General features: G+C 42.9%; 18 protein-coding genes. 11 read left to right on the forward strand and 7 right to left on the reverse strand.

What is annotated here, in order from left to right; all coding sequences use genetic code 11:
• The first annotated feature begins 28 nt into the window (after positions 1 to 28).
• Genes RM556_RS02960 through RM556_RS02970 form a run of 3 tightly spaced genes read left to right on the forward strand, consistent with a single transcriptional unit; the run spans position 29 to position 2,446 of the window.
• A complete protein-coding gene (locus tag RM556_RS02960; protein ID WP_311361764.1) occupies positions 29 to 961 on the forward strand; it encodes an ABC transporter ATP-binding protein in 933 nt (310 codons plus the stop codon).
• Positions 954 to 1,736 carry an ABC transporter permease gene (locus RM556_RS02965; RefSeq protein WP_311373801.1) on the forward strand — a complete coding sequence of 261 codons (783 nt, stop codon included), beginning with the start codon at positions 954 to 956 and terminating at the stop codon, positions 1,734 to 1,736. The genes RM556_RS02960 and RM556_RS02965 overlap by 8 nt, the downstream gene beginning before the upstream one ends.
• Positions 1,736 to 2,446, forward strand: a complete 711-nt coding sequence (locus RM556_RS02970) for a methyltransferase domain-containing protein (protein ID WP_311361766.1) — start codon at positions 1,736 to 1,738, stop codon at positions 2,444 to 2,446. The genes RM556_RS02965 and RM556_RS02970 overlap by 1 nt, the downstream gene beginning before the upstream one ends.
• Here RM556_RS02970 and RM556_RS02975 read toward each other — a convergent pair.
• Entirely contained in the window at positions 2,413 to 3,141 is a 729-nt protein-coding gene (locus RM556_RS02975; RefSeq protein ID WP_311373802.1) for an EAL domain-containing protein, read from the reverse strand. The two genes, RM556_RS02970 and RM556_RS02975, sit on opposite strands and share 34 nt — an antisense overlap.
• Before the next feature lie 227 nt (positions 3,142 to 3,368).
• On the opposite strand from RM556_RS02975, the gene panP reads away from it, so the two are divergent.
• On the forward strand, positions 3,369 to 4,991 hold the full coding sequence (panP, locus tag RM556_RS02980) for a pyridoxal-dependent aspartate 1-decarboxylase PanP (protein ID WP_311373803.1): 1,623 nt from the start codon (positions 3,369 to 3,371) through the stop codon (positions 4,989 to 4,991).
• Positions 4,992 to 5,017: 26 nt separating this feature from the next.
• Here panP and RM556_RS02985 read toward each other — a convergent pair whose 3' ends face one another.
• Positions 5,018 to 6,010, reverse strand: coding sequence for a phosphotransferase (locus RM556_RS02985; protein ID WP_311373804.1), 993 nt, complete (start codon positions 6,008 to 6,010; stop codon positions 5,018 to 5,020).
• Positions 6,011 to 6,160: 150 nt separating this feature from the next.
• Between RM556_RS02985 and RM556_RS02990 the strand changes: the two genes are divergently transcribed.
• The 5 genes from RM556_RS02990 (at position 6,161) to RM556_RS03010 (ending at position 15,575) form a co-directional block, all read left to right on the forward strand.
• Positions 6,161 to 8,188, forward strand: coding sequence for an NADPH-dependent 2,4-dienoyl-CoA reductase (locus RM556_RS02990; protein ID WP_311361770.1), 2,028 nt, complete (start codon positions 6,161 to 6,163; stop codon positions 8,186 to 8,188).
• 143 nt (positions 8,189 to 8,331) lie between these two features.
• Positions 8,332 to 9,060, forward strand: a complete 729-nt coding sequence (locus RM556_RS02995; protein ID WP_311373805.1) for a response regulator transcription factor — start codon at positions 8,332 to 8,334, stop codon at positions 9,058 to 9,060.
• Positions 9,061 to 10,554 (forward strand): HAMP domain-containing sensor histidine kinase, encoded by a 1,494-nt coding sequence (locus RM556_RS03000; protein WP_311361772.1) that lies wholly within the window; start codon positions 9,061 to 9,063, stop codon positions 10,552 to 10,554. It abuts the gene before it with no gap.
• Between the two features lie 254 nt (positions 10,555 to 10,808).
• On the forward strand, positions 10,809 to 12,182 hold the full coding sequence (locus RM556_RS03005) for a xanthine permease (protein ID WP_311361773.1): 1,374 nt from the start codon (positions 10,809 to 10,811) through the stop codon (positions 12,180 to 12,182).
• 273 nt (positions 12,183 to 12,455) lie between these two features.
• Complete coding sequence (locus tag RM556_RS03010; RefSeq protein ID WP_311373806.1) at positions 12,456 to 15,575, forward strand: glycoside hydrolase family 2 TIM barrel-domain containing protein; 3,120 nt, start codon at positions 12,456 to 12,458, stop codon at positions 15,573 to 15,575.
• 88 nt (positions 15,576 to 15,663) lie between these two features.
• Here the strand turns inward: RM556_RS03010 and RM556_RS03015 are convergent, their stop codons facing one another.
• Positions 15,664 to 16,770, reverse strand: coding sequence for a hypothetical protein (locus tag RM556_RS03015; RefSeq protein WP_311373807.1), 1,107 nt, complete (start codon positions 16,768 to 16,770; stop codon positions 15,664 to 15,666).
• A gap of 120 nt (positions 16,771 to 16,890) precedes the next feature.
• Entirely contained in the window at positions 16,891 to 17,448 is a 558-nt protein-coding gene (locus tag RM556_RS03020) for a DUF5655 domain-containing protein (RefSeq protein ID WP_311373808.1), read from the reverse strand.
• Between the two features lie 373 nt (positions 17,449 to 17,821).
• On the opposite strand from RM556_RS03020, the gene RM556_RS03025 reads away from it, so the two are divergent.
• Positions 17,822 to 18,733, forward strand: coding sequence for a divergent polysaccharide deacetylase family protein (locus RM556_RS03025; protein WP_311373809.1), 912 nt, complete (start codon positions 17,822 to 17,824; stop codon positions 18,731 to 18,733).
• A 126-nt stretch (positions 18,734 to 18,859) separates the two neighbouring features.
• Entirely contained in the window at positions 18,860 to 19,342 is a 483-nt protein-coding gene (locus tag RM556_RS03030; RefSeq protein ID WP_311361778.1) for a MerC domain-containing protein, read from the forward strand.
• Here the strand turns inward: RM556_RS03030 and RM556_RS03035 are convergent.
• The 3 genes from RM556_RS03035 to asd are packed head-to-tail and all read right to left on the reverse strand — an operon-like array spanning position 19,309 to position 21,823.
• The gene (locus RM556_RS03035; protein WP_311361779.1) at positions 19,309 to 20,049 is read right to left on the reverse strand and encodes a glycerophosphodiester phosphodiesterase; all 741 of its coding nucleotides are present in this window, start codon (positions 20,047 to 20,049) and stop codon (positions 19,309 to 19,311) included. The genes RM556_RS03030 and RM556_RS03035 overlap by 34 nt on opposite strands.
• Positions 20,049 to 20,921 carry a DMT family transporter gene (locus RM556_RS03040; protein ID WP_311361780.1) on the reverse strand — a complete coding sequence of 291 codons (873 nt, stop codon included), beginning with the start codon at positions 20,919 to 20,921 and terminating at the stop codon, positions 20,049 to 20,051. The genes RM556_RS03035 and RM556_RS03040 overlap by 1 nt, the downstream gene beginning before the upstream one ends.
• Before the next feature lie 5 nt (positions 20,922 to 20,926).
• Positions 20,927 to 21,823 (reverse strand): archaetidylserine decarboxylase, encoded by an 897-nt coding sequence (gene asd / locus RM556_RS03045; RefSeq protein WP_311361781.1) that lies wholly within the window; start codon positions 21,821 to 21,823, stop codon positions 20,927 to 20,929.
• Between the last annotated feature and the right edge of the window lie 84 nt (positions 21,824 to 21,907).

A 21,907-nucleotide genomic window follows, 5' to 3' on the forward strand; every position in this document is an offset into this window, starting at 1 on the left:
ATAATTTGATAATTGCTCGAGAGGCAGAATGAAAGCATTAGACATTAAAGGCTTGGCTAAAACTTATAAAGGTGGCGTCCAGGCACTCAAAGGCATTGATTTAAGTGTAGAAGAGGGTGACTTCTTCGCCTTGCTTGGGCCGAATGGCGCAGGTAAATCTACCACCATCGGGATCATCAGTTCATTGGTGAATAAATCTGAAGGTAGTGTTGAAATTTTTGAACACGATTTGGCGACTGATATTGTCAATGCTAAAAGTTGCATTGGCTTAGTACCTCAAGAATTTAATTTTAATCAGTTCGAAACTCTTTTCCAAATTGTGGTGAATCAAGCCGGTTATTATGGCGTTCCTAGAGCGCTAGCAAAAGAGCGAGCTGAAAAGTACCTAAAGCAGCTTGACCTTTGGGATAAGCGAAATGCCGCGGGTCGTGAATTGTCGGGCGGAATGAAGCGTCGTTTGATGATTGCTCGTGCCTTAATGCATGAGCCGAAAATGCTGATTCTGGACGAACCGACAGCGGGCGTCGATATTGAAGTTCGCCGTTCAATGTGGAAGTTTTTGAAAGAGATTAATGAGCAAGGTATTACGATAATTCTGACTACTCACTATCTTGAAGAAGCTGAGATGCTTTGCCGCAATATTGCCATTATCGACAAAGGAAAAATTGTTGAAAACACCAGTATGAAAGCTTTGCTCGCCACATTAAATGTCGAAACCTTTGTGTTTGACCTTGCCTCAGGTGCAAGTAAAGTCCAAATCGAAGGCTTTGAGTCAAGAGCAAGTGACGATCAAACCTTGGAAGTGGATGTGCCAAAAACCAGCGGTTTAAACCCCGTTTTTGAAGAACTATCAAAACAAGAAATTCAAGTGATGAGTATGCGAAATAAATCCAACCGACTAGAGGAACTGTTTGTTCGATTAGTCGAAGCGAATCAAGCAAAAGGAGAGGCTGATGAGTAATCGTAATTTAACAGCACTCTCCACTATCTGGATAAAAGAGTGCACACGTTTTTTAAGAATCTGGGTACAAACATTAGTACCGCCTGCTATCACGATGTCTTTGTACTTTGTCATTTTCGGTAAAATGATTGGCAGTCGGATCACGCTCGACGGTGATTTTAGCTACATGGAATTTATCGTACCTGGTCTTATCATGATGGCGGTGATTACTAATTCATATTCTAATGTGTCATCGTCATTTTTCAGTGCTAAGTTTCAACGCAATGTGGAAGAGTTGCTTGTTGCGCCAGTACCAACATGGGTCATTATCATGGGCTTTGTCGGTGGCGGTGTCGCTCGTGCTGCAATCATTGGTGTGATTGTGACGCTTGTATCAATGTTATTCATTGATATCGAAATTGCCCATTTCGGTGTGCTCATCGTAACGCTTTTGCTTACCTCAGTGCTATTTGCCACGGCAGGTTTAATTAATGGTATCTATGCTAAAAGCTTTGATGACATCAGTATTATTCCTACTTTTGTGCTGACTCCTTTGACCTATTTGGGTGGGGTTTTCTACTCTGTGTCGATGCTGCAAGCAGTATTCAATGAGTTTTGGCAAAGTGTAATTCAGCTCAATCCTATTTTCTACATGGTAAATGGTTTCCGTTACGGCTTCCTTGGGCAAGCCGATGTGAATTATGTGACTGCATTAGTGATATTGTTGGTGTCAAATGTTGTGTTATTCGCTATCGCCTATCGCTTGTTATCGAAAGGCACAGGCATACGCGCTTAATGGAATCAAAGCCACGGGAAATTTCAAGCAATCAGCTTGGCGTGCATGAAAATCTTCTCGAATTAGTCGAGAAGTATCGCCTCTCTGCATTTCAAAAGCCTATTGCAGAGCACACGAAAAAGGCTTTCGAATCTGTACTTGCGTGGTTGGAAGGTTACCGTGGTGATGTGATAATCGACGCTTGTTGTGGTGTGGGCGAAAGCAGTTTAGTGCTAGCGAAACAGTATCCGAACGCTCGGATAATAGGGATTGATAAGTCTAGTGCTCGATTGGACAAGCATCAACACTATGCAAAGCATACTGGCGATACAGAGAATCTTGACTCTCCAGCTAACGTGCGTGTGTTCCAAGCCGACTTGAATGATTTTTGGCGCCTATTCGCAGAAGCACTAAAACATAATCGCTGGTCGATTGTGCGTCAGTGTTTGTATTACCCTAATCCTTATCCTAAAAAATCGCAGGTCCAGAAACGTTGGCATGCAAGCCCAGCTTTTGCCAGTATGCTGGCATGTGGGCAAACGATTGAAGTGAGGAGCAACTGGTTAGTTTACCTGCAGGAGTTTCAACAAGCCTTGAGCGTATACAATATCGATAGCGTCATAGAAGCGGTTTCAGGCAGCCCAATCACGCCGTTTGAAAGAAAGTACTCAGGCTCGGGTCAGCCATGTTGGCAGCTTTATACGCTAGCAGCTGGCGAAGATAAGAAGTAGCCCTGACCAAATTCAATGCCGAATGAAGTTACCGTATCCAAGGTTGCTTGACTCTCTATATGCTCCGCAACCACTTTTGTTTTTGTTGACTTACAAGACGCAATCAAATTTCTGAGTTGCTCTTTGTCGAGTGATTCGTCTTTTACCAAATTACCGCTCAGCTTTACAGCGGTTAATTTAAGAGACAAGGCGCGTTCGAGCGCTGGTGATAGGAAAGCCACATCATCTACAGAGATTGCTAAGTTCGGACATTTTTGGCGGAGCAACGTTAATACCGGAAGGTGGCTTTGCAAGCATGCATGTGAAATTTCTATTCCAAACAACGTGCTCTTAGAGTTTTCATGTTGATGGATTAGCCATGCCACAAGGCTCTCATCATCTAGATCGCTATCGGAAAGATTAATACTCCATGGCATGTTTCTCTGGGCACAGTAGCGACGGCTTTCTTCATAGATATGATGAGTGAGATCTGCGTTCATATTTTTCTTTTCGACTAGATTCAAAAAATCGCTAGGCAGAAATATATGCTCGCTGTCACCGAGTAATCGGGCCAAGCACTCATAGCGCCATACACGATTATTCAATAGGTTCATAATTGGCTGGAAATAGGGGATCACGCGCTCCATCTTGAATTGTGATTCAATGCCCTTGTTAAGGTGGTTTCCCAGTTCGGTCGTGCAGTGCGCGCTTGCCATTTACTTGCCTATTAGCTGTCTAAAAAATGTTCGTATTCTTCACTATATATCAGCTCCTAACGGGAAGTCTTTAGTCTTATAGATAAAACTGATGAAATTTCATACTATTTAGCGGCAAACTTGTGCTATGGGTCTTTATTTTTATCGTTTCACACATCCACTATCTTGGTATTAGCGTAGAAGTGAGTTACAGTTCGCGTTTCAAAGTTTTCAGTTAAGGTTACATTTTGTCAAAGGCAGAAGTCAGCTTAGATCATCTGTTCAGGGTTTTTACCAAACCTGAACATACTGATTCAACCCTGGCTAAAATTGAAAGACATCTGTCTGATAATATCTCAGACTTTCTTTCACAGCATGTGGTCACCAAAAAGACCTCCCTAGAAGAAATCGAAAAAGACTTCTTCAGCGCTGCTGTTCCTGACAGTCCAGAGTTTGTCTCTGAGCATGCCGAAGCGCTGCTCGACAAGCTTGTTGCTCACTCAGTCAATACTTATGCGCCTACATTCATTGGGCATATGACATCAGCCTTACCTTATTTCCATTTATCGCTAGCAAAGCTCTTAGTTGGTTTGAACCAAAACTTAGTAAAGATAGAGACGTCAAAAGCCTTTACCCCTCTTGAGCGCCAAACCTTGGGGATGATGCATAACCTCATCTATCAACAAAACGATGCGTTCTACGAAGAATACCTACATAACGCAAATCATTCATTAGGCGCGTTTTGCTCGGGCGGCACGATTGCCAATATCACCGCACTTTGGGTTGCACGGAATCAGTTATTGGGGCCCGATGGCAAATTTCCAGGTGTTGCAAAAGCAGGTCTAGCGGCAGCTTATCGCCATTATGGCTATGAGAATATTGGTATTATGTCTTCTAATCGAGGCCATTATTCATTGTCTAAAACAGTAGACATCTTAGGTATTGGTCGTGACAATATGCTTACTGTTCACAGTCCTTCACAGCAGTTAGAAGCGGAGAAAGCGCTTGCTGTTGGTAAAGCTTATCAGGAGCAAGGTAATAAGTTACTCGCTATTGTGGGCGTTGCAGGTACCACTGAAACAGGGCACGTTGACCCTCTCGACGAACTTGCAGATGTTGCGAAAGAGTTGGGCTGCTGGTTCCATGTTGATGCGGCCTGGGGCGGAGCGACTCTATTTTCTGAGGCCTATAGAAGCAAGTTAGCTGGTATCGAAAAAGCAGATTCAGTTACGATTGATGCACATAAGCAGATGTATGTACCAATGGGTGCTGGCATGGCTTTATTTAAAGACCCCCGACATAGCAACGCTGTACGCCATCATGCCCAATATATTTTACGTCAAGGTTCAAAGGATTTAGGAGCAACAACCTTAGAGGGCTCTCGTAACGGTATGGCCATGATGGTTTATTCATCACTACATATTTTTGGCCGTCGTGGATACGAATTACTTATCGATAAAAGCATTGAGCAAGCCAAAACCTTTGCTGCAATGATTGATGCTCATCCTGACTTTGAATTGATGACCGCACCTATTTTATCTTTGCTGACCTATCGTTTGCGACCTTCAGCTTTAGCTAAACTAGAAGATATGCCGTGCGATGAAGCCAGCAGTATCAACAAGAAACTAGATAGTTTGACCGTTCGAGTGCAGAAGCAACAACGTGAAGCGGGTAGATCATTCGTGTCGAGAACGAGAATTGAAATAGCCAAATATCAGGGTGAAACAACCACTGTTTTCAGAGTCGTCCTAGCCAATCCTTTGACGACGGAAAGCCACTTAAGTGCTATCTTAGATGAGCAATTAGAAATAGCAAAAACAATGAAATTGTGGTCTGAACTCACGGCGATTGTGCTACCAAAAATTGCCTAATCAACTTATCTTTCTCGCAGCGTAGATTATTGCTCGATTTGCCTGAGTGCAATTGCAGTTTGTTCATTTGAAAAGCTATTCAATTTTATATGATCAGGTGCCCACCCTACTAAAAATCGCTCAAAGTCAGCCCAAGCAAAAGTGGCAAGGCTAGCCCACTCTTTTATGACTAACTCAATATCAAGATCGCAAGCATAGGCTGCGGCTGCATGTCTAAGCAACTCAAAATAATAGTGAATCAGCTTGTCGGCATCTTTGTGCAGAGAAGAGTCAGATAAACAACTGCCTAGAAAGTAGATGACATCTTTAATGCCAACGCCTTTACCAACATACTGAAAATCGACTGCGGCTAAATCGGTACCCGTTTCATTAAAGCAAAAGTTTGCTACCTTTGCGTCTCCATGCACTAAGGTTTGATATTGTGCATGGTTTAGCTTTACATTAATTTGAGCCGCTTTTAATTTTAACTCGCTTGGGGGCATCTTCTGCCATTCGTCCGGGCGAGTTGAAAGGTGCCAGTAAGTGCCTATGGACCATAGTTTATCGCACTCTTTCTGCAAAAACTTCGCGTGAAAGTATGCCAACCAACGCAGTCCGAGTTTGACGAGTTGTATGTTTGGGTTCGAGCTTCTAGCAGAGAATCCTAAAGCATCTAAGTCGTCCATGACTAACCAACTGAGAGAGCTACCTTCATCTTCGTTGCTGCGAGTTGCAATACACTTTGGCACACGGCAAAAAGCATCTGTTAGGTGGGCATAGTTTTGATAAAAAAGCCGCTCATTGTGATAAGACGATAGTTTGCGTTGATGAGATTTGTTGCTGTTCCAGTTACGAGGGTGCTTTTGTTTGTTTGTAGGATCGACAGTTTTGACAATAAAGCTACGGTCATTATCAATATCAAGATAGCGAGCAATTTCACCATAGCCACTCCACAAAGCTTGTAAGCTTTCAAGCTTGCGAACCTGTGTGGTTTTGAGCAGCTCTGTAAGGATGGAGTCAGTGTTATTCTCTGTAGTCATATGAAGTTAATCTACTCTACTCGTTGAAGGAATTGCTCTTTGTACCTATTTAAATAGTATAAACAATATTCGGAATTATGTGTGAGTAGTATCGCAGAGCTTGCGTAATTACTCGAAGCGCAATAACCTGCTAAGAAAAAAGGACAAAAAATGACAGACACGGTGGCTTTTCCTCACTTGTTAACACCTTTAGATTTAGGTTTTACGACGCTAAAAAATCGCACGCTTATGGGCTCGATGCACTTAGGCTTGGAAGAAGAAAAAGGCGGTTTTGACAAGTTGGCCGCGTTTTATGCTGCGCGCGCAAAGGGTGGTGTTGGTCTGATTGTCACAGGCGGCATTGCACCGAATCGAGCCGGTTGGGTCGCCCCATTTGCTGGCAGAATGACCAGCAATCGCCATGCAAAAAAACATAAAGTGATTACCGATGCTGTGCACGCAGAAGGTGGCAAAATCTGTATGCAAATCTTGCACTCTGGTCGCTACGGTTATCACCCACTAGCAGTATCAGCTTCACCAGTGAAAGCACCGATTTCTCCATTCAAGCCAAGAGCGCTATCTGCTCGAGGTATTCGAAGCACGATTAAAGACTATGCTGAATGCGCTAATTATGCCAAAAGTGCAGGTTATGATGGCGTTGAAATAATGGGTTCAGAAGGTTATTTGATCAATCAATTCTTTTGTGAACGAACAAACTTTCGTACCGATGAATGGGGCGGAAGTTTAGAAAACCGAGCTCGATTAGCTATTGAAGTGGTGCGTCAAACCCGAAAGCGTGTAGGACCTAACTTTATTATCATCTACCGCTTATCGATGCTCGATTTAGTTGAGGGAGGCGCGCCTTGGGAAGAAGTCGTTTACCTTGCCAAAGAGATTGAAAAGGCGGGTGCTACCCTTATCAATACAGGGATTGGCTGGCACGAAGCTCGCGTGCCGACTATTTCAACGTCGGTCCCCAGAGCGGCATTTACTTGGATAACCAAGCGGATGAAAGCAGAAGTGTCACTTCCCTTGATCACAACCAATCGGATCAATACGCCCGAAGTGGCTGAATCGGTCTTGGCTGAAGGTCACGCTGATATGGTATCGATGGCTCGTCCTTTCCTAGCTGACCCAGACTTTGTTGCGAAGGCTAGCAGGAATCAGTCGGACCAAATTAATACCTGCATTGCTTGTAATCAAGCTTGTCTTGACCATGCTTTCGAGCAAAAACGGGCGAGCTGTTTAGTGAACCCTCAGGCCTGCTATGAAACTGAACTGATTTTTAAATCAGCGGCGATGCCGAAAAAGGTCGCTGTCGTTGGAGCCGGTCCAGCGGGTTTAGCATTCTCAACCTATGCTGCTGAGCGTGGTCATGAAGTTCACCTATTCGACCAAAGCAGTGAAATTGGAGGGCAGTTTAATTACGCGAAACAGGTACCTGGTAAAGAAGAGTTTTACGAGACCTTGCGCTATTACAGACGCAAAATAGAAATTACCGGCGTAAAATTACACCTGAACACGCGTGTTGATGCTGAGCTGCTGAAAGAGCAAGGCTTCAAGGAAGTGGTTATGGCCACCGGTATCAAACCGCGTAGCTTGACCATTCCAGGGCATGATCATGCCAAAGTAATGAGTTATATCGATGTGTTACGCGACAAAAAGCCAGTAGGCAAACGTGTTGCTGTGATTGGTGCGGGTGGTATTGGCTTTGACGTTTCGGAATATTTAGTTGAAGAAGAGCAGTTAACAACTAATTTGGATAAATGGTTAACACATTGGGGTATAGACAAGTCATTTAGTCAACCTGGCGCATTGGTTGAAAAGCAATTGCATGAGCCGCCCAGAGAGGTGTTTTTGCTACAACGTAAAACCAGCAAGGTGGGTAAGGGTTTAGGCAAAACCACTGGTTGGATCCATCGCAACTCTTTGGTGAATCACAAAGTTCAAATGATGAATGGCGTCAGCTATAACAAGATTGATGATGAGGGCTTGCACATCACTATCAATGACAAAGCGATGCTACTTGATGTCGACAATGTCGTAGTGTGTGCTGGGCAAGAGCCGCTCAAAGAACTTGAAGCGAGTTTAAGAGCTGCTGGTATGCAAGTTCACATTATTGGTGGTGCCGATGTTGCTGCTGAATTGGATGCCAAACGTGCTATACGCCAGGGAGCAGAACTAGCTGCTGCGATTTAAATGAAACCAGCTGCCTACAATAGGGCAGCACAAAAATTTGTCTTTTTCGTGATACTTTTGAGATATTTCTTCGTTAATCTCGGTCCTGTATGTAAATAACATAGCTCAGCTATGAATAGATGGGATGCAAGAGAGGAAGAAAGATGGCGGATAAAGTACTAGTAGTCGAGGACGATTTAGATATCGCCACTCTCATTCAAGTCAATTTAGCTGAGTTGGGACTGGAAATTACCCACTGCGCCGATGGTGTTCAGGCATGCGAAATTGCATTACGCGATGAATTTTGTTTGATGTTACTCGATGTGATGCTACCTAACATGAGTGGTTTGGATATTTGCCGCAAGGTAAGAGAAAAAAAGCCAGAACAAGCAATTGTCATGTTAACGGCCAAAAATTCAGAAACAGACCGAGTGTTAGGCTTAGAGTTGGGCGCGGATGATTACATGACTAAGCCATTTAGCGTGAGAGAACTGCAGGCTAGAGTACGTTCACAAATTCGAAAAGCTCATCTAATTCAGCAAGCAAATCAACAGCAGCCTAGCTCACCTAGCAATATTATCATCAGCGGTGAACTGCGCATTAACCAACAGACTCGTCAGGTGACCAAGAATGAAATGTCACTTGATTTAACCGCCACTGAGTTCGAACTTTTGTATCATTTGATGCAACATCCAAATCAGGTTTTTTCACGCACTCAATTATTGGAGTCTGTTTGGGGATACCAACACAGTGGTTATGAGCACACCGTCAATTCGCACATTAACCGATTGCGTGCAAAAGTAGAAAGCGATGCAACCGATCCTAAATATGTGCAAACGGTATGGGGTGTCGGCTATAAGTTCAACAACCAACAGCAGCAGAGAGCCAGCTAGATGTGGCGTCCTAAACTCTGTTTTTATCAGCGCTTATCTGTGTCATTAGTCCTTGGCTTTCTCGTTATTTTGAGTGTTTTTGTGCTGGCATCGAGCCGGTTACAAGATTCAATGAAAGACGAAAGTGAGCAGATGTTACATCTCGATCTAGCTTCACATTTAGTCTCTGATAATCCCTTATTGAAAACCGGAGTATATGACTATGATGCCTTGGGCAATCTGTTCCATACGCTGATGATATTGGGGCCAAATTTTGAATTTTATTTTTTGGATACCCAAGGAAATATTAAAACGTATTCGGCCAAAAAAGGCGAAGTCATCAAAAAGAGTATTGATTTGGCGCCAATACTAAGCCTGCTTGAACCAAACCCAACCTTACCTGTTCGAGGTGATGATCCCAAGTCAGAGAACAAACATAAGATTTTTTCTGCAGCGCCAGTATATAACGGAGAACTGTTGCAAGGATATTTGTATGTCATCATTGGTGGCGCACGCTATGACTCGATAGTAGAAAATCTAAAACGTAGCGAAGGAGTGCAAACTTTCGCAATGATCATTGTTGCAGCGACATTGTTTTTACTATTTGCTTTGTTGCTGCTGTTTCGATTTTTTACAGCACCTTTAAAGATATTAAGTGATGACATGGATACCTTTAGGGCGAGCGGATTTGATCTTGATGGCTCTGGTGTAAAGTTGCGTCCTTGGCGAAATGAGAGTCGTAACGAAGTGCAGCGTTTGGGTTTTTCGTTTAATGACATGCTCAATCATATTGATGAGCAAATGAAAAAGCTTAAACAAACTGACAATGAACGACGAATTTTGCTCGCTGATTTATCACATGATTTAAGAACGCCACTAGCAAACTTGCAAGGTTATATCGAGACTCTGTCATTAAAAGGAAGCAGTATTAACGAGGATGAGCGTCAACGTTTTATGGATATTTGTGAAAAGAACTTGTTTAACCTTAAACGCTTGATTGACCAAATTTTTGAACTAGCCTATCTCGAGGGCGGCCACGTTACACTCAAGAAAGAGAGCTTCATGTTAGCCGAGCTGCTACATGATGTTGCGGCAAAGTTCACAATGAATGCACAAAACAAAGGAATTACACTCAACGTTAATGCCGCTGCACAAAATGGCTATGTGCACGCAGATATTGGAAAGTTAGAGCGAGTGCTCACCAACCTGATAGAGAACGCTATCAGACACACGCCGGAAAATGGACATATTGATATTAATGTTGTTGAGGCAGACAAATATTTAACTATTGAGGTCAAAGATAGCGGTGTTGGTATTAGCGAGCGTGAGCTAAATCATATATTCAAAGCGCGCTATCAAGCTTCCAACTCAAAAGAAGATAGTGCTATTCACGCCGGTTTAGGCTTAGCTATTTGTCAAAAGTTAATGGCATTGCTCGATTCAAAACTTGAGGTGAGCAGTGAATTAGGCAAAGGAACCTCGTTCCGTTTCTCATTGACGCAAATTACACCTTAATCTCGACGTTATTCAAACACCTGTTTCTTTGTTTCCTATTCCCGATTGTTTTTCTTAATCCATCATAGTTATCACTCAATCCAATACTTTCTTATATGTTAAAAAAATGAGACCTTTTTGTTAATTAATGTTGTATTAGTATCTGGATAATTATTTTTTGTCGTGAACACCTTGCTGGCCTAGCACTAAAATGAAGCGCTAGACTCATTCGTGGCGACAAGTAATACAATAAAACAAAATACGAGAATAATAATATGTTACCGAAACGACAACATGGTGAAGTTCAACCTGGTCTGAAGTGGGGACCATTCACAGCACGTATTCCTTTGATTCATTTACGTTTTTCATTGGCCGATATGCTTCAGGGACTTGCTGTAGCCGGTGCGACAGGTCTCGCGTTAGTGCCCTATTTTATGGCTTTGTTGGGGCTAAGTTTTGAAGAAGCCGTAGTAATGGCCATGTTCCATAGTTTACTCATTTCATTTTCTTGGATGTTTTTTGGTGACCCTTATGCTCCTGGCTGGCTGACACCAGCAATCCCTTTTGTGGTGGCCTTCATCACTACGCCTGCGTATCTAGGTGATCATACTGCGCAATTTCAAGCCATGACGGCACTTTCTTTGAATTTTGCCTTTATTCTAATATTTCTAGGCGTCACCGGCTTGGGAGCAAAGCTGATCAAAGTTGTTCCCAATGTATTCAAGGGCGGAATTATCCTTGGTGCAGCTGTCGCCGCGTTTCTTCGAGTGACTAAAGATGGTGATGCAGCGAACGTGTTTCAATCAGCACCTATTGCTGGAACCTTGGGCGTAGTAGTATGTTTAGTTTTTGCGTTCTCCAAACCATTGCAGGCTATGGCTGCAAACAACAAAGTGCTGGCCATGATTTTAGGGTTTGGATTACTACCAGGCTTTATTATTGCGGGTAGCGTCGGCTATTTCACCGGAGAATTCGTATACAATATTCGTTGGGAGATCTTGGATGTGGGCGCTGCTGCAACATCCCTGTGGGATAAAGCATCGCCATTCCATATTGGTTGGCCATCTGTTGATACCTTCATCGCGGCATTTCCTCTTGCTCTTATCACCTATATTTTGTTTTTCGGTGATGTAGTTACCGGCAACGAAATGATTGAACAAGCCCAAACGCAGCGTGATGACGAGAAGTTGGAATTAAATGGCAGTCGTGCGCACATGGCAACAGGTCTTCGTAACGTAATGATGGGAATTGTAGCGCCTTTCTTTACGACACAAGGTGTATTATGGACTGGGATCCAGGTCATACTCTTGAAACGTTGGACGCAAGGTCGAGAGAAAGTAGATTCTATATTTGACAGTATTGGTAGTTTCTATGCTTTTGGGCTGCCTTTCTTATTCATTTTCTTACCACTGGTGACCTTACTTCAACCCTTACTTCCAGTCGCTTTAGCAGTGACGTTAATTTTAACTGCGTTTGCATGTGCAACGCTTGCGTTGTCACTGGTTGATGATGCTACCGAACGTGGCGCGATGGTCATCACCGCAATGGCATTCAGCGTATTTGAGCCTTGGCTTGGTTTGTTGGTAGGTTTGGTGACTATTGCTGCTTTATGCGGTTTTAAAGTATTTATGCCTAAACCAGAACAGTAAGTACCGTCCAAAACAAAAGCCACAAACTATGTGGCTTTTGCCTTTTCCTTAGATGCTTAGTTTTAGCCCCACCGCTTACTCCTGCGCCCTGACTTGATTTTAGCCACGAAAGAACGCTGTGATAGTACGAATTGCTCTGCAAATTATAATATAAATAGTATAATATAATGTTATCAGTATTTTCAGGGTAATCTTATGCTTAGAAGGTATATCAAATATTTCGTGCTATTAAGCCTGATGCTCGCGCTATCTAGTTGTTTTAAGGTGGACAATATGCAAGACAATAACGATCAAGTTAGCCAAAAGAAAGAACTCAAAGAACTCAAAGAACTCAAAGAATGGCAGAATCCAGAAGTCTTTGCGGTAAACAAATTACCCATGCGGGCCTCTTTTTATGCCTTTAATGCCGATCCAGGAAATTTTGTCAGTGAACCTTGGAGTCAGCCTAACCATTTATTACTAAATGGTCAGTGGAAGTTTCATTACAGTAAAAATCCTGATGTACGCCCAGCAAAATTTTATGAAGCTGATTATGATGTTTCTCAGTGGGACGATATTCCAGTACCTGCCAACTGGCAATTACAGGGTTATGGTGTTCCTAACTATGTAAATATGCGGGTCGACTTTACCGACCAACCTGTGGCCGGCGAATTGCCAGAGGATGATAACCCTGTAGGGTCTTACAAACGCACATTTGAAGTTCCGGCGAATTGGCAAGAACAACGTGTGTTTCTTCATTTAGGCGCCATAAAGTCTGCATATTATGTATGGGTGAATGGTAACTATGTCGGTTTTGCTCAAGACTCTAAAAGCCCGTCTGAATTTGATGTGACCGAATACACTCATTCTGGTGTTAATGAGATCGCTATCGAAGTTTATCGTTGGTCTGATGGTACCTTTTTGGAGTTGCAAGATATGTGGCGATTAAGTGGTATTACGCGAGATGTATACCTTTACGCAACGCCACAAACGCGCATTCAAGATTTTCATGCCAATACCGAGTTGAATGGAAGTTACCTAGACGGTGAACTAGCCCTGGATGTTGAGATTGATAACCAACAGAAGCAAGAGGGTTTATTGCTAACTTACCAAGTGCTTGATCAACAGAATAAAGTGGTCGCTCAGGGTAACTCAGCGCTTGACCCATCCCAAAGCTCACAATCTTTGTCATTTGCTGCAACTATTCCGCAAGTAGCGCCTTGGAGTGCAGAGTCCCCTAATCTTTATAAGCTAAGATTAGCCTTGGAGAAGGTTGAAGGAGAGCTGGTTCAAGTTGTCTGGCAGCGCGTTGGATTTCGCACCAGTGAACTGAAAAATGGCAATGTTTTGATTAATGGCAAACCGGTTTTATTCAAGGGCGTAAATCGCCACGAGCACGACCCAACAACCGGCCATGCTTTATCACGCGAATCGATGCGCGAAGATATGGCTTTGCTCAAACAATACAATATCAACGCGGTAAGAACAGCGCACTATCCTAACGATCCATATTGGTATGAACTTGCTGATGAATATGGCATGTATGTCGTAGATGAGGCGAATATTGAATCTCATGGTATTGGTGCGGCGAACCAAGGTCATTCTTACGATCCAGATAAACATATGGTCAACATGCCGAATTGGCGCGCAGCGTATCTCAATCGTGTTGAAAATATGTTTGAACGCGATAAAAATCATGCATCAGTTGTCATTTGGTCTATTGGCAATGAAAGTGGTGATGGTCCTAATATTGAAGCACTTTATGATTGGTTGAAAACTCGAACCTCTTTTCCTGTCATGTCCGAGCAGGCCCAATTGCGCAGGCATACAGACATGTACAGCCAAATGTATGCCAGTATCGATACCTTGATTCATTATGCGGAATTGGGTGAAACGCGCCCTCTAATTCTATGTGAATATCAGCACGCCATGGGTAATTCAGTTGGGAATATGGCAGATTATTGGCAGGTTATTGAGCAATACCCAAGTTTACAGGGCGGTTTTATTTGGGATTGGGTCGACCAAACCTTCGAGCGCAAAAACGAGCAAGGTGAAACTTACTGGGCTTACGGTGGTGATTTGGAACTACCTGGTATGTATCACGATGGTAACTTCAGTGCCAACGGGATGCTCGCGGCAGACCGAACACCTAATCCTCATGCTCATGAAGTTAAAAAGGTTTATCAAAACGTTGATGCATCGGCAGTTGACATCGCTAAGGGTGACATTCGGGTCACAAACAAACGCTTCTTTACTGACTTAAGTGATCTCAAGCTTCACTGGGAAATAATTGCGAATGGTGAAGTCGTTGCCTCAGGAGAAGTGAAAGACTTAAGTGCAGAAGCTCAAACTGATCAATTGGTTTCTTTGGCGCATACTGTCATGCCTGAGCTAGGTAAAGAGTACTTTGTTAACCTTGATTTTGTGATAAAAGACGCTAAGCCAGGTTTGCCATCAGGCCACAGTGTTGGACGAGTACAATTGCCTTGGGCAAACCAGCATCAAGCCTCTTTACTTGAAGTGGAAAGCAACACGGCTAGCGTGCAAGTCGAAGAAACGCCCACGACGCTTACACTGATAGCTGCAGGTTCAACATTCACTTTTGACAAACAAAGTGGTTGGCTTGAGCAGTTGGCATACGAAGATACATCCTTGCTAAAAGCACCCATCAAACCCTCGTTTTGGCGAGCACCAACAGATAATGACTTCGGCGAAAACTTTCCGGAAAAAGCTAAGGCTTGGCAGTATGCTGGTGAAAACACTGAGCTAAGCCAATGGTCCTTTGAAAAACGTGACGATGGCAGCATCACTGTATCAACAGAGCATTATTTGAAAGAGGTAGAAAGTCGTTATTTAGTTACTTATGTCGTCTCGACAGCAGGAACGGTTACTATGGATGTGTGGTTTTATGCTGCGCCACATAAATTTCATTCAGAACTACCTCGCTTAGGTTCTTTGCTTCAGATGCCGAGTAATTTTGATCGAGTTGCTTGGTACGGTCGGGGGCCACATGAAAGTTATTGGGATCGCAAGGCATCCGCTTTTGTTGGTCAATATAGTGCTACGATAGATGATCTTTATTTTGGCTATGTGCGTCCACAAGAAAACGGTTTTAGAACTGATGTTCGCCATGCGAGTTTTGTTAATTCCGCAGGTGTAGGTTTAGAGGTGTTGGGTGAGCCATTGTTTGAGTTTGGTGCACAGCGTTTTGATGTAAATGACTACGACCAGTTTGATAAGTCAGGAAAGCATCCTCACGACCTGGCACCAACAGATCGGATATTCATTAATATCGATTACAAACAACGGGGTGTTGGCGGCACAGACTCTTGGGGTACTCCACCTTTACCTAAATACCGTTTACCGTGGCGCGATTATCGCTACCAAGTAACATTTAAGCCGACTAAGTTGTAAGCGGAGTGGGTGATGTGACTTATGAGTGGTAAGTATGGCGCTAAATAGTTTTAGATACCAGCGCCAGACTTAGAGGGGGGATTGCGGTTCACAGCATTTTTTGCAGCCGCTTCACTTGTTTCTTTAAATCCTTGTCTTCGCCCACTTTAACACTAGCTAGCGTCGCTTTAGCGGCGCTTTTATCACCTGCTTGAATATACAACTCACTTAAACGTGCCATTGCCCAATTCATATTAGGAATGCTTTCTGGACTTAGCTGGCTTGACTCAGTTGCGGCTTGCAAAGCACCCATGGCAGCGATTCCCTTTGCCGTGTTTCTTTCTGTCACAACAGCGGTTCTGCCTACTTGATAAAGTGCGCTAAGTTTAGCTTCTATATTCCGCCTATAGTTTGCTTCAAGGTCCCCTGTATCGGGGTCACGCAATAATGCTGGGCTTGGCATTTCTGACGCTTGCATAAAATAGGGCATAGCCTTCTCGTAATCTTCTTGTTGTGAATAATAGACACCGAGCCTAAATACCAAACTAATTTCCTGCGGATAGGTTTGAACCGAATTTTGTAATAATGCCAAAGCCTTCTCTGGCTCGTCTGTCATTTGGAAAAAAGCATATTCAGCATAAACACCTTGCAGTGGGTCCGCCATCTTTATTGCATCTAGTTGAGCTTTACCGAGATCTTCGTCACCTCCGGCAATTGACGGCGCAGCAAGATAAAAACTCATCAGAGCTCGTTTGTATGTAATTTCTTCTTGATCGAGTTCAACTGCTTTTTGAAAGCTATTCAAAGATTTCTCAGCATATCCTAAGGCGCTGAAGATTGAGCTTTGTGCTTGGCTACCCATAACGACACCGCGTAAATAGTGCAGTCGTGCATTGTTTGGAAAAGCCTTGATTGACTCGTTTGCGATGTCTTCCGCTTCGTCTAAATCATATTGTGCTAAGTTGATGACGAGAGAGCCATAGACTTCCGGTGTTTTGTCAGCACCGCCAAGAATACTAGTCGCCTTTTCAAACTCACCTTTAGCATTTAGGGCCTTTGCTTTTTGCACCGCGAGCTGGTTTGCGTTGGCTGCTATACTATTACTCCAAGCGCTTGCATCAGCATTACTGAAAGATGTTTGCGCCAGCGTTAATGAGGAGTACGTCAGTAACACTGTAGTAGCGATACCAAAAGAGATTTTTGCGAAGTTAGCCATAGTTTTTCCCGATACAGTCCGTTGATTAACATGCTCTTTATTGAGCCCTTGAATCTTAGACTAGAATATCAAAGCTGACTTTCCGCTGAATGAGCCAAAAGTCATTTTGTGATTCAGTGATTAATTTCTATCGTATGAGAGTTCAAGCCAATCGATTAGTTCACAGTCGATATCTTCCAGACTTTCTATTCTGACTCTGTGAGTGACCATTTGATTGAAACTACCTGACGATTCTAATCGAGGTGTTTCTGCTACACCAGGGAGCTGCAAACCAAGATCCACGCGTGTTCTCGTAGAGGCTTGAATAATCGCAAACTGCTTGTTTCTGCGCAGGCTAACATAAGATTTCTTGACGGCGATCTCCACGTCGGAGCCAAAATTAGTAATGTGCGTTATCAAGCGATCATAGATAGGTTTTAGCTCCGCTTTTGGACCGGCATATTGGGAAAGCAAAGGATCGTCCTGTCGGTCACTATTTTTTGCATCGAGTGTTTTACTTGCAATTAGGTTGGCAAAACCATGACTCACACCATGCTCTTGTTTTAGATATTTTAAGAACTCGCCATGCTTAGTAAATGTGAGTTTCTGGGTTTCTAGTAGCCATTGCTCCAACGATTTTCCCGTTTTTTCCGGTAGGTTTTTGATCATGGTTTGTAGCATTTCTTCTGGAGTGGCCATTGTATTTTCCTCGTTCAACATGCCTTAATTTATTTAGCATACACCGAGTCATCTGATTTCGCTGAAATTATTCAAAAAAATGACTGTTCTTTTGTAGCCGCGATTGCCTTAGCGACTCATTTTTGTCGTTACTGTATTTCATCTACAACAAAGACCTTTTGGCTAGCTGAGTTAAAGTTAATTCTTTCAATACTTTAGAAGTGTTTTTATCATTATTTGGTGAGTGTGAAATATTTAACTTCAAGTAGGTGCAATTATTGCTAAGCATTGATATCCTATTAACGACTAATAAAAATAATAAACAACTTGTGTAAAAGTGAGTAGTCGCAATCTGCGCGGATTGTTAGCTGAAAACACAAAGTGAAGAAGAAGTGTGCTAAAAAATAGAATCATAGTCATTTGTATGACTGTTATTTGCTTTTTGTCGAGTGGTGCAAACGCTGCTGACTCTTCAAATGCACTAAATGCGATTGTGACATCCAATGCAACAATGGTTGCGCAATACGTACTTAGTCAAACAACAGGACATACACGGAAAAAGGCCAGGATAGCCATCATCATAGACGACATCGGAAACAAACGTGCCGATGCCGACGCTTTTGCTCTCTCTGAAAAAGTGACTTTCTCAATACTGCCTCATACGCCATTTTCTACCCAATTCTCTGAATTCTCCTTCCACCAGGGGAGAGAAGTCATGTTGCATATGCCAATGGAGTCTCTGCATGGAGAAGCTTTAGGTGAAGGAGCTATATTGGCAAGCATGTATCCTGACGAAGTTGAAATGGCAATGCTGCGCGCTCTAGAGTCGGTGCCTCACGCGATTGGTGTCAATAATCATATGGGCAGCAAATTGACACAAATTACGCTACAAATGAATGCGGTAATGGAAGTATTAAACAACAATCGTTTATACTTTATCGACAGTCGCACAACTAAGTTTTCAAAAGCACATCAGATAGCTAGACAGCACGGCGTATACTCTGCGACTCGACACGTTTTTCTCGATCATTTTGCGAATGAAGCTTTTCTTGAGAAGCAGTTTTCGCAGATGTTAAGAAAAGCGAGACGAAACGGATCAGTGATTGGTATCGCACATCCCTATCCAGTCACTATTGAGTTTCTCAAAAAGAAGCTTGATGACCTTCCGGATGATATTGAACTGATTTCCGTGAGCGAATACCTCAACATCCAAAATGAATCTTTCATGTCTGCTCCGCGCTTAGCAAAAGAGAATCGTCTCAAGCAAGAGAATGATTCACAAACTAGCGCCATTGCTCCTGAGTAAAAATACCTCAGTATACATAATTTACTTTTACAGTCTTATTTTTAAATGTTATATTATAACGATAATGTGATTGGGTATTTAATGCAGTATGCGTAGAATAACGCTTCTGCCTAGTGAGAAGAGTAAATGAACAGCAAAGTCGCTGACATCAAACCACAAATATTGGACGACAACTTGGACGCAAACAAACCTGTGCAAGTTGAGCAAGCCGAAAGAACTAGCAATGTCATTCTTGACAAGCTAGGGATTTGGGTGTCTAGCTTGTGTGCGCTTCATTGCTTGCTTTTACCTTTGTTGTTGCCGATTGCTCCGTTAGTAGCGAGCAGTGTGTTTGCCGAACAATGGTTTGAGCGTTCAATTCTTACTTTCTCAATCCTAGTCGGTTTTGCTGCTTTATTTGTTGGTTTTCACAAATACCACCGTCAGTTGTACCCTTTATACTCTCTTGCACTAGGTGGATTGATTTATTGGAACAAAGATATCTTTGGTCATGAATATGAGCCTTTCACCATTGCGATAGGTGCTTTCCTGATCATTGCTGCTCACATCACGAATCTACGTTTATGTAAGAGTTGTCAAAAATGTGAGTCAGATTGCGGGTCTAACTGAGTTTTTAAAAACGCTCTTGCCCAATCTGGCCTATCAGTAAATATTCCATCTACTCCCATTTGCAAAAGCTCACTTAAGGTCTGCTCGTGGTTGACCGTATAACACCACACTTTTTTACCTCTTCGATGAGCATCATCAACAAAGTCAGGTGTGACAACATTCCAATCTATAGCGGCTATTGATACATCTAGCGCTTCGGTATATTTGGCGTGATCATAAGGTGTGTGTGCGATAAGTGCGCCGTATTCGATGGCGTGTACGAAATTGGTGTCAAGCTGATAATCAAACGCATTTTTGATGGAACTGAGTAATGGATGATCAAACGATGAAATCACCACCTTGCATTCCAAGTGGACAATGATATCACTCAGGTATGACACAAAGGTTTGTACGCATTGAATTGTTTTTACCTCGACGTTCAAGGTGACTCTATTGCCTACTAACGTTGCCACTTCAGACAGAGTAGGGATCGGGTCTCTTCCTTTTACAAGTAAACCACGCACTTCATCTAATGGCATATCAAAAATGCGGCCTTTGCTATCCGTAAGTTTGTCTATGAATGGGTCATGAAAAACCATGAATTCGTTTTCAACTTGATGAATATCGAGCTCTATTGCATCTATGTCTAAGAGCAATGCCTGTGTAAAGGAAACTAAGGTATTTTCGGTATAGTGACTGCTGAACCCACGATGAGCAATAATGAGCATTATTTGTCTTTTCGGTTTTCTCTATGAGTATTGATAGTTTCGTACACGGCAGCAGAAATTACCAGTAAACCACCCACAATCGTTTGCCAGTTAGGTTGCTCGTTTATCAAAAACATAGCGAATAACACAGCGTAGAATGGTTGCATACATGCAACTAAAGAGAAGGTTTTTGCTCGTAAGTGTTTGAGCGCACTCGCTACCATCGCGTGTGGCACTGCGGTGAAGAAAATACCAAGAGCCACGAGTAACCATAAAGTATGCATATCAATTTGTGGTAAATCATCGCTGATGAAAAAGACTAAGGTTGGACACACGATGAGTGTTTGCCAAGCCATCGCTTTAGCACCACTGTAATGCGAGAAGTAATTACGGTGTAGTAGATTTCGAATCGCATATAAAAATGCCGAGAACACACCAATGATGACTCCGAGGGTAACGTCATTATCCAAGGATGCATCAGGTACAATAAGGACGATTCCTACCAAAACCACAATGGCGCTAGCGATATCCTGCCAGCAGAGTTTAATCTTCTCAAAATACGGCTCAAGAAGCACCGTGATGACAGGAAAAGTGAATAAGGCAATGATGCCAACAGATACGCTTGAATACTGCATAGCCATAAAGTAAGTGACCCAATGCACCGCCATGATAATCCCAAGCCCAAAAGCGATGGCATAATCACGATTACTTTTCAGTCGCCAACCTTCGCCAGTGAGTTTAGCGACGAGAAAAAGAAATATACAGGCGAATACCGAACGCCCAAAAGTAATATCTATCGCACCTAAGGGAATGATTTTTGAAAATAGGGCAGTGCCGCCCAATAACATTACTGTAAGGTGTAATGATATTAGGCTTTTCTTGACGGGATCCATCAAACTCAGTCGGTGTCGCTTTGTTTATCAGTGTCGGATGTTGTTTGGTCGGCTTCTTTAACAAACGCGAAAGGCTGACCTAGGCGCGTCACCATACCAGCTTGCAAGTCTGCAAATTCGACGGCATCGGGTTCAAAACAAACGACGATCGTTGATCCTAATTTAAATCGACCCATTTCCTCGCCTTTGGCTAGTGAAATGTTTTCGCCTTCATGTTGCCAGTGCTGCACAGTTTTACCTGCCGGTGGGGTAATGTTTCCAGCCCATACAGTCTCGATACTGGCAACAATAGTTGCACCAACTAACACAATCGCTACTTTGCCTACAGGTGTATCGAATAAAGTAACAACACGCTCGTTTCGAGCAAATAGGCCAGGTACGTTTTCAGCGGTAAGTGGATTTACTGAAAACAATTCACCTGGAACATGCAAAGTATCGGTCAATGTGCCATCAATTGGCATATGTATTCGGTGATAGTCTTTCGGAGACAAATAAATGGTGGCGAAACTACCGCCTTTGAACGCTTTAGCAAGTTCTGGCTTACCGCCTAACAAGGTACTTAGGCTGTAGTTGTGACCTTTCGCTTGGAAAATGTCATCACCAATGATCTTACCGAACTGACTAACTCGACCATCAACCGAATGACACAATTGCTTGTCATCTTGCTCTATGGGGCGGATGTCGTCTTTCAGCTCTCGCGTAAAAAATTCATTGAAAGTACGATAATAACTAGGGTCTGAATGTTTAGCTTCAGACATATCGACCTTGAAAGCCTTAATGAATATTTTGATAAAAAACTGAGTAATGAAACCTGCTTGAGCAGCTGCTAGCCACCCAACCATGCGGGATAATAGGTGCTTAGGCAAAATATATTGAACACGAACTTTAAACCAATCTAACACTGAAGTGTCTCCGTAAAATGCGTTTGATGACAATGTCGACAGAACTTATGCTGCCCGACCATCATTTTCGCACATTGTACATCA

Source organism: Alteromonas sp. W364, from assembly GCF_031846205.1.
GTDB lineage: Bacteria > Pseudomonadota > Gammaproteobacteria > Enterobacterales > Alteromonadaceae > Glaciecola > Glaciecola blandensis.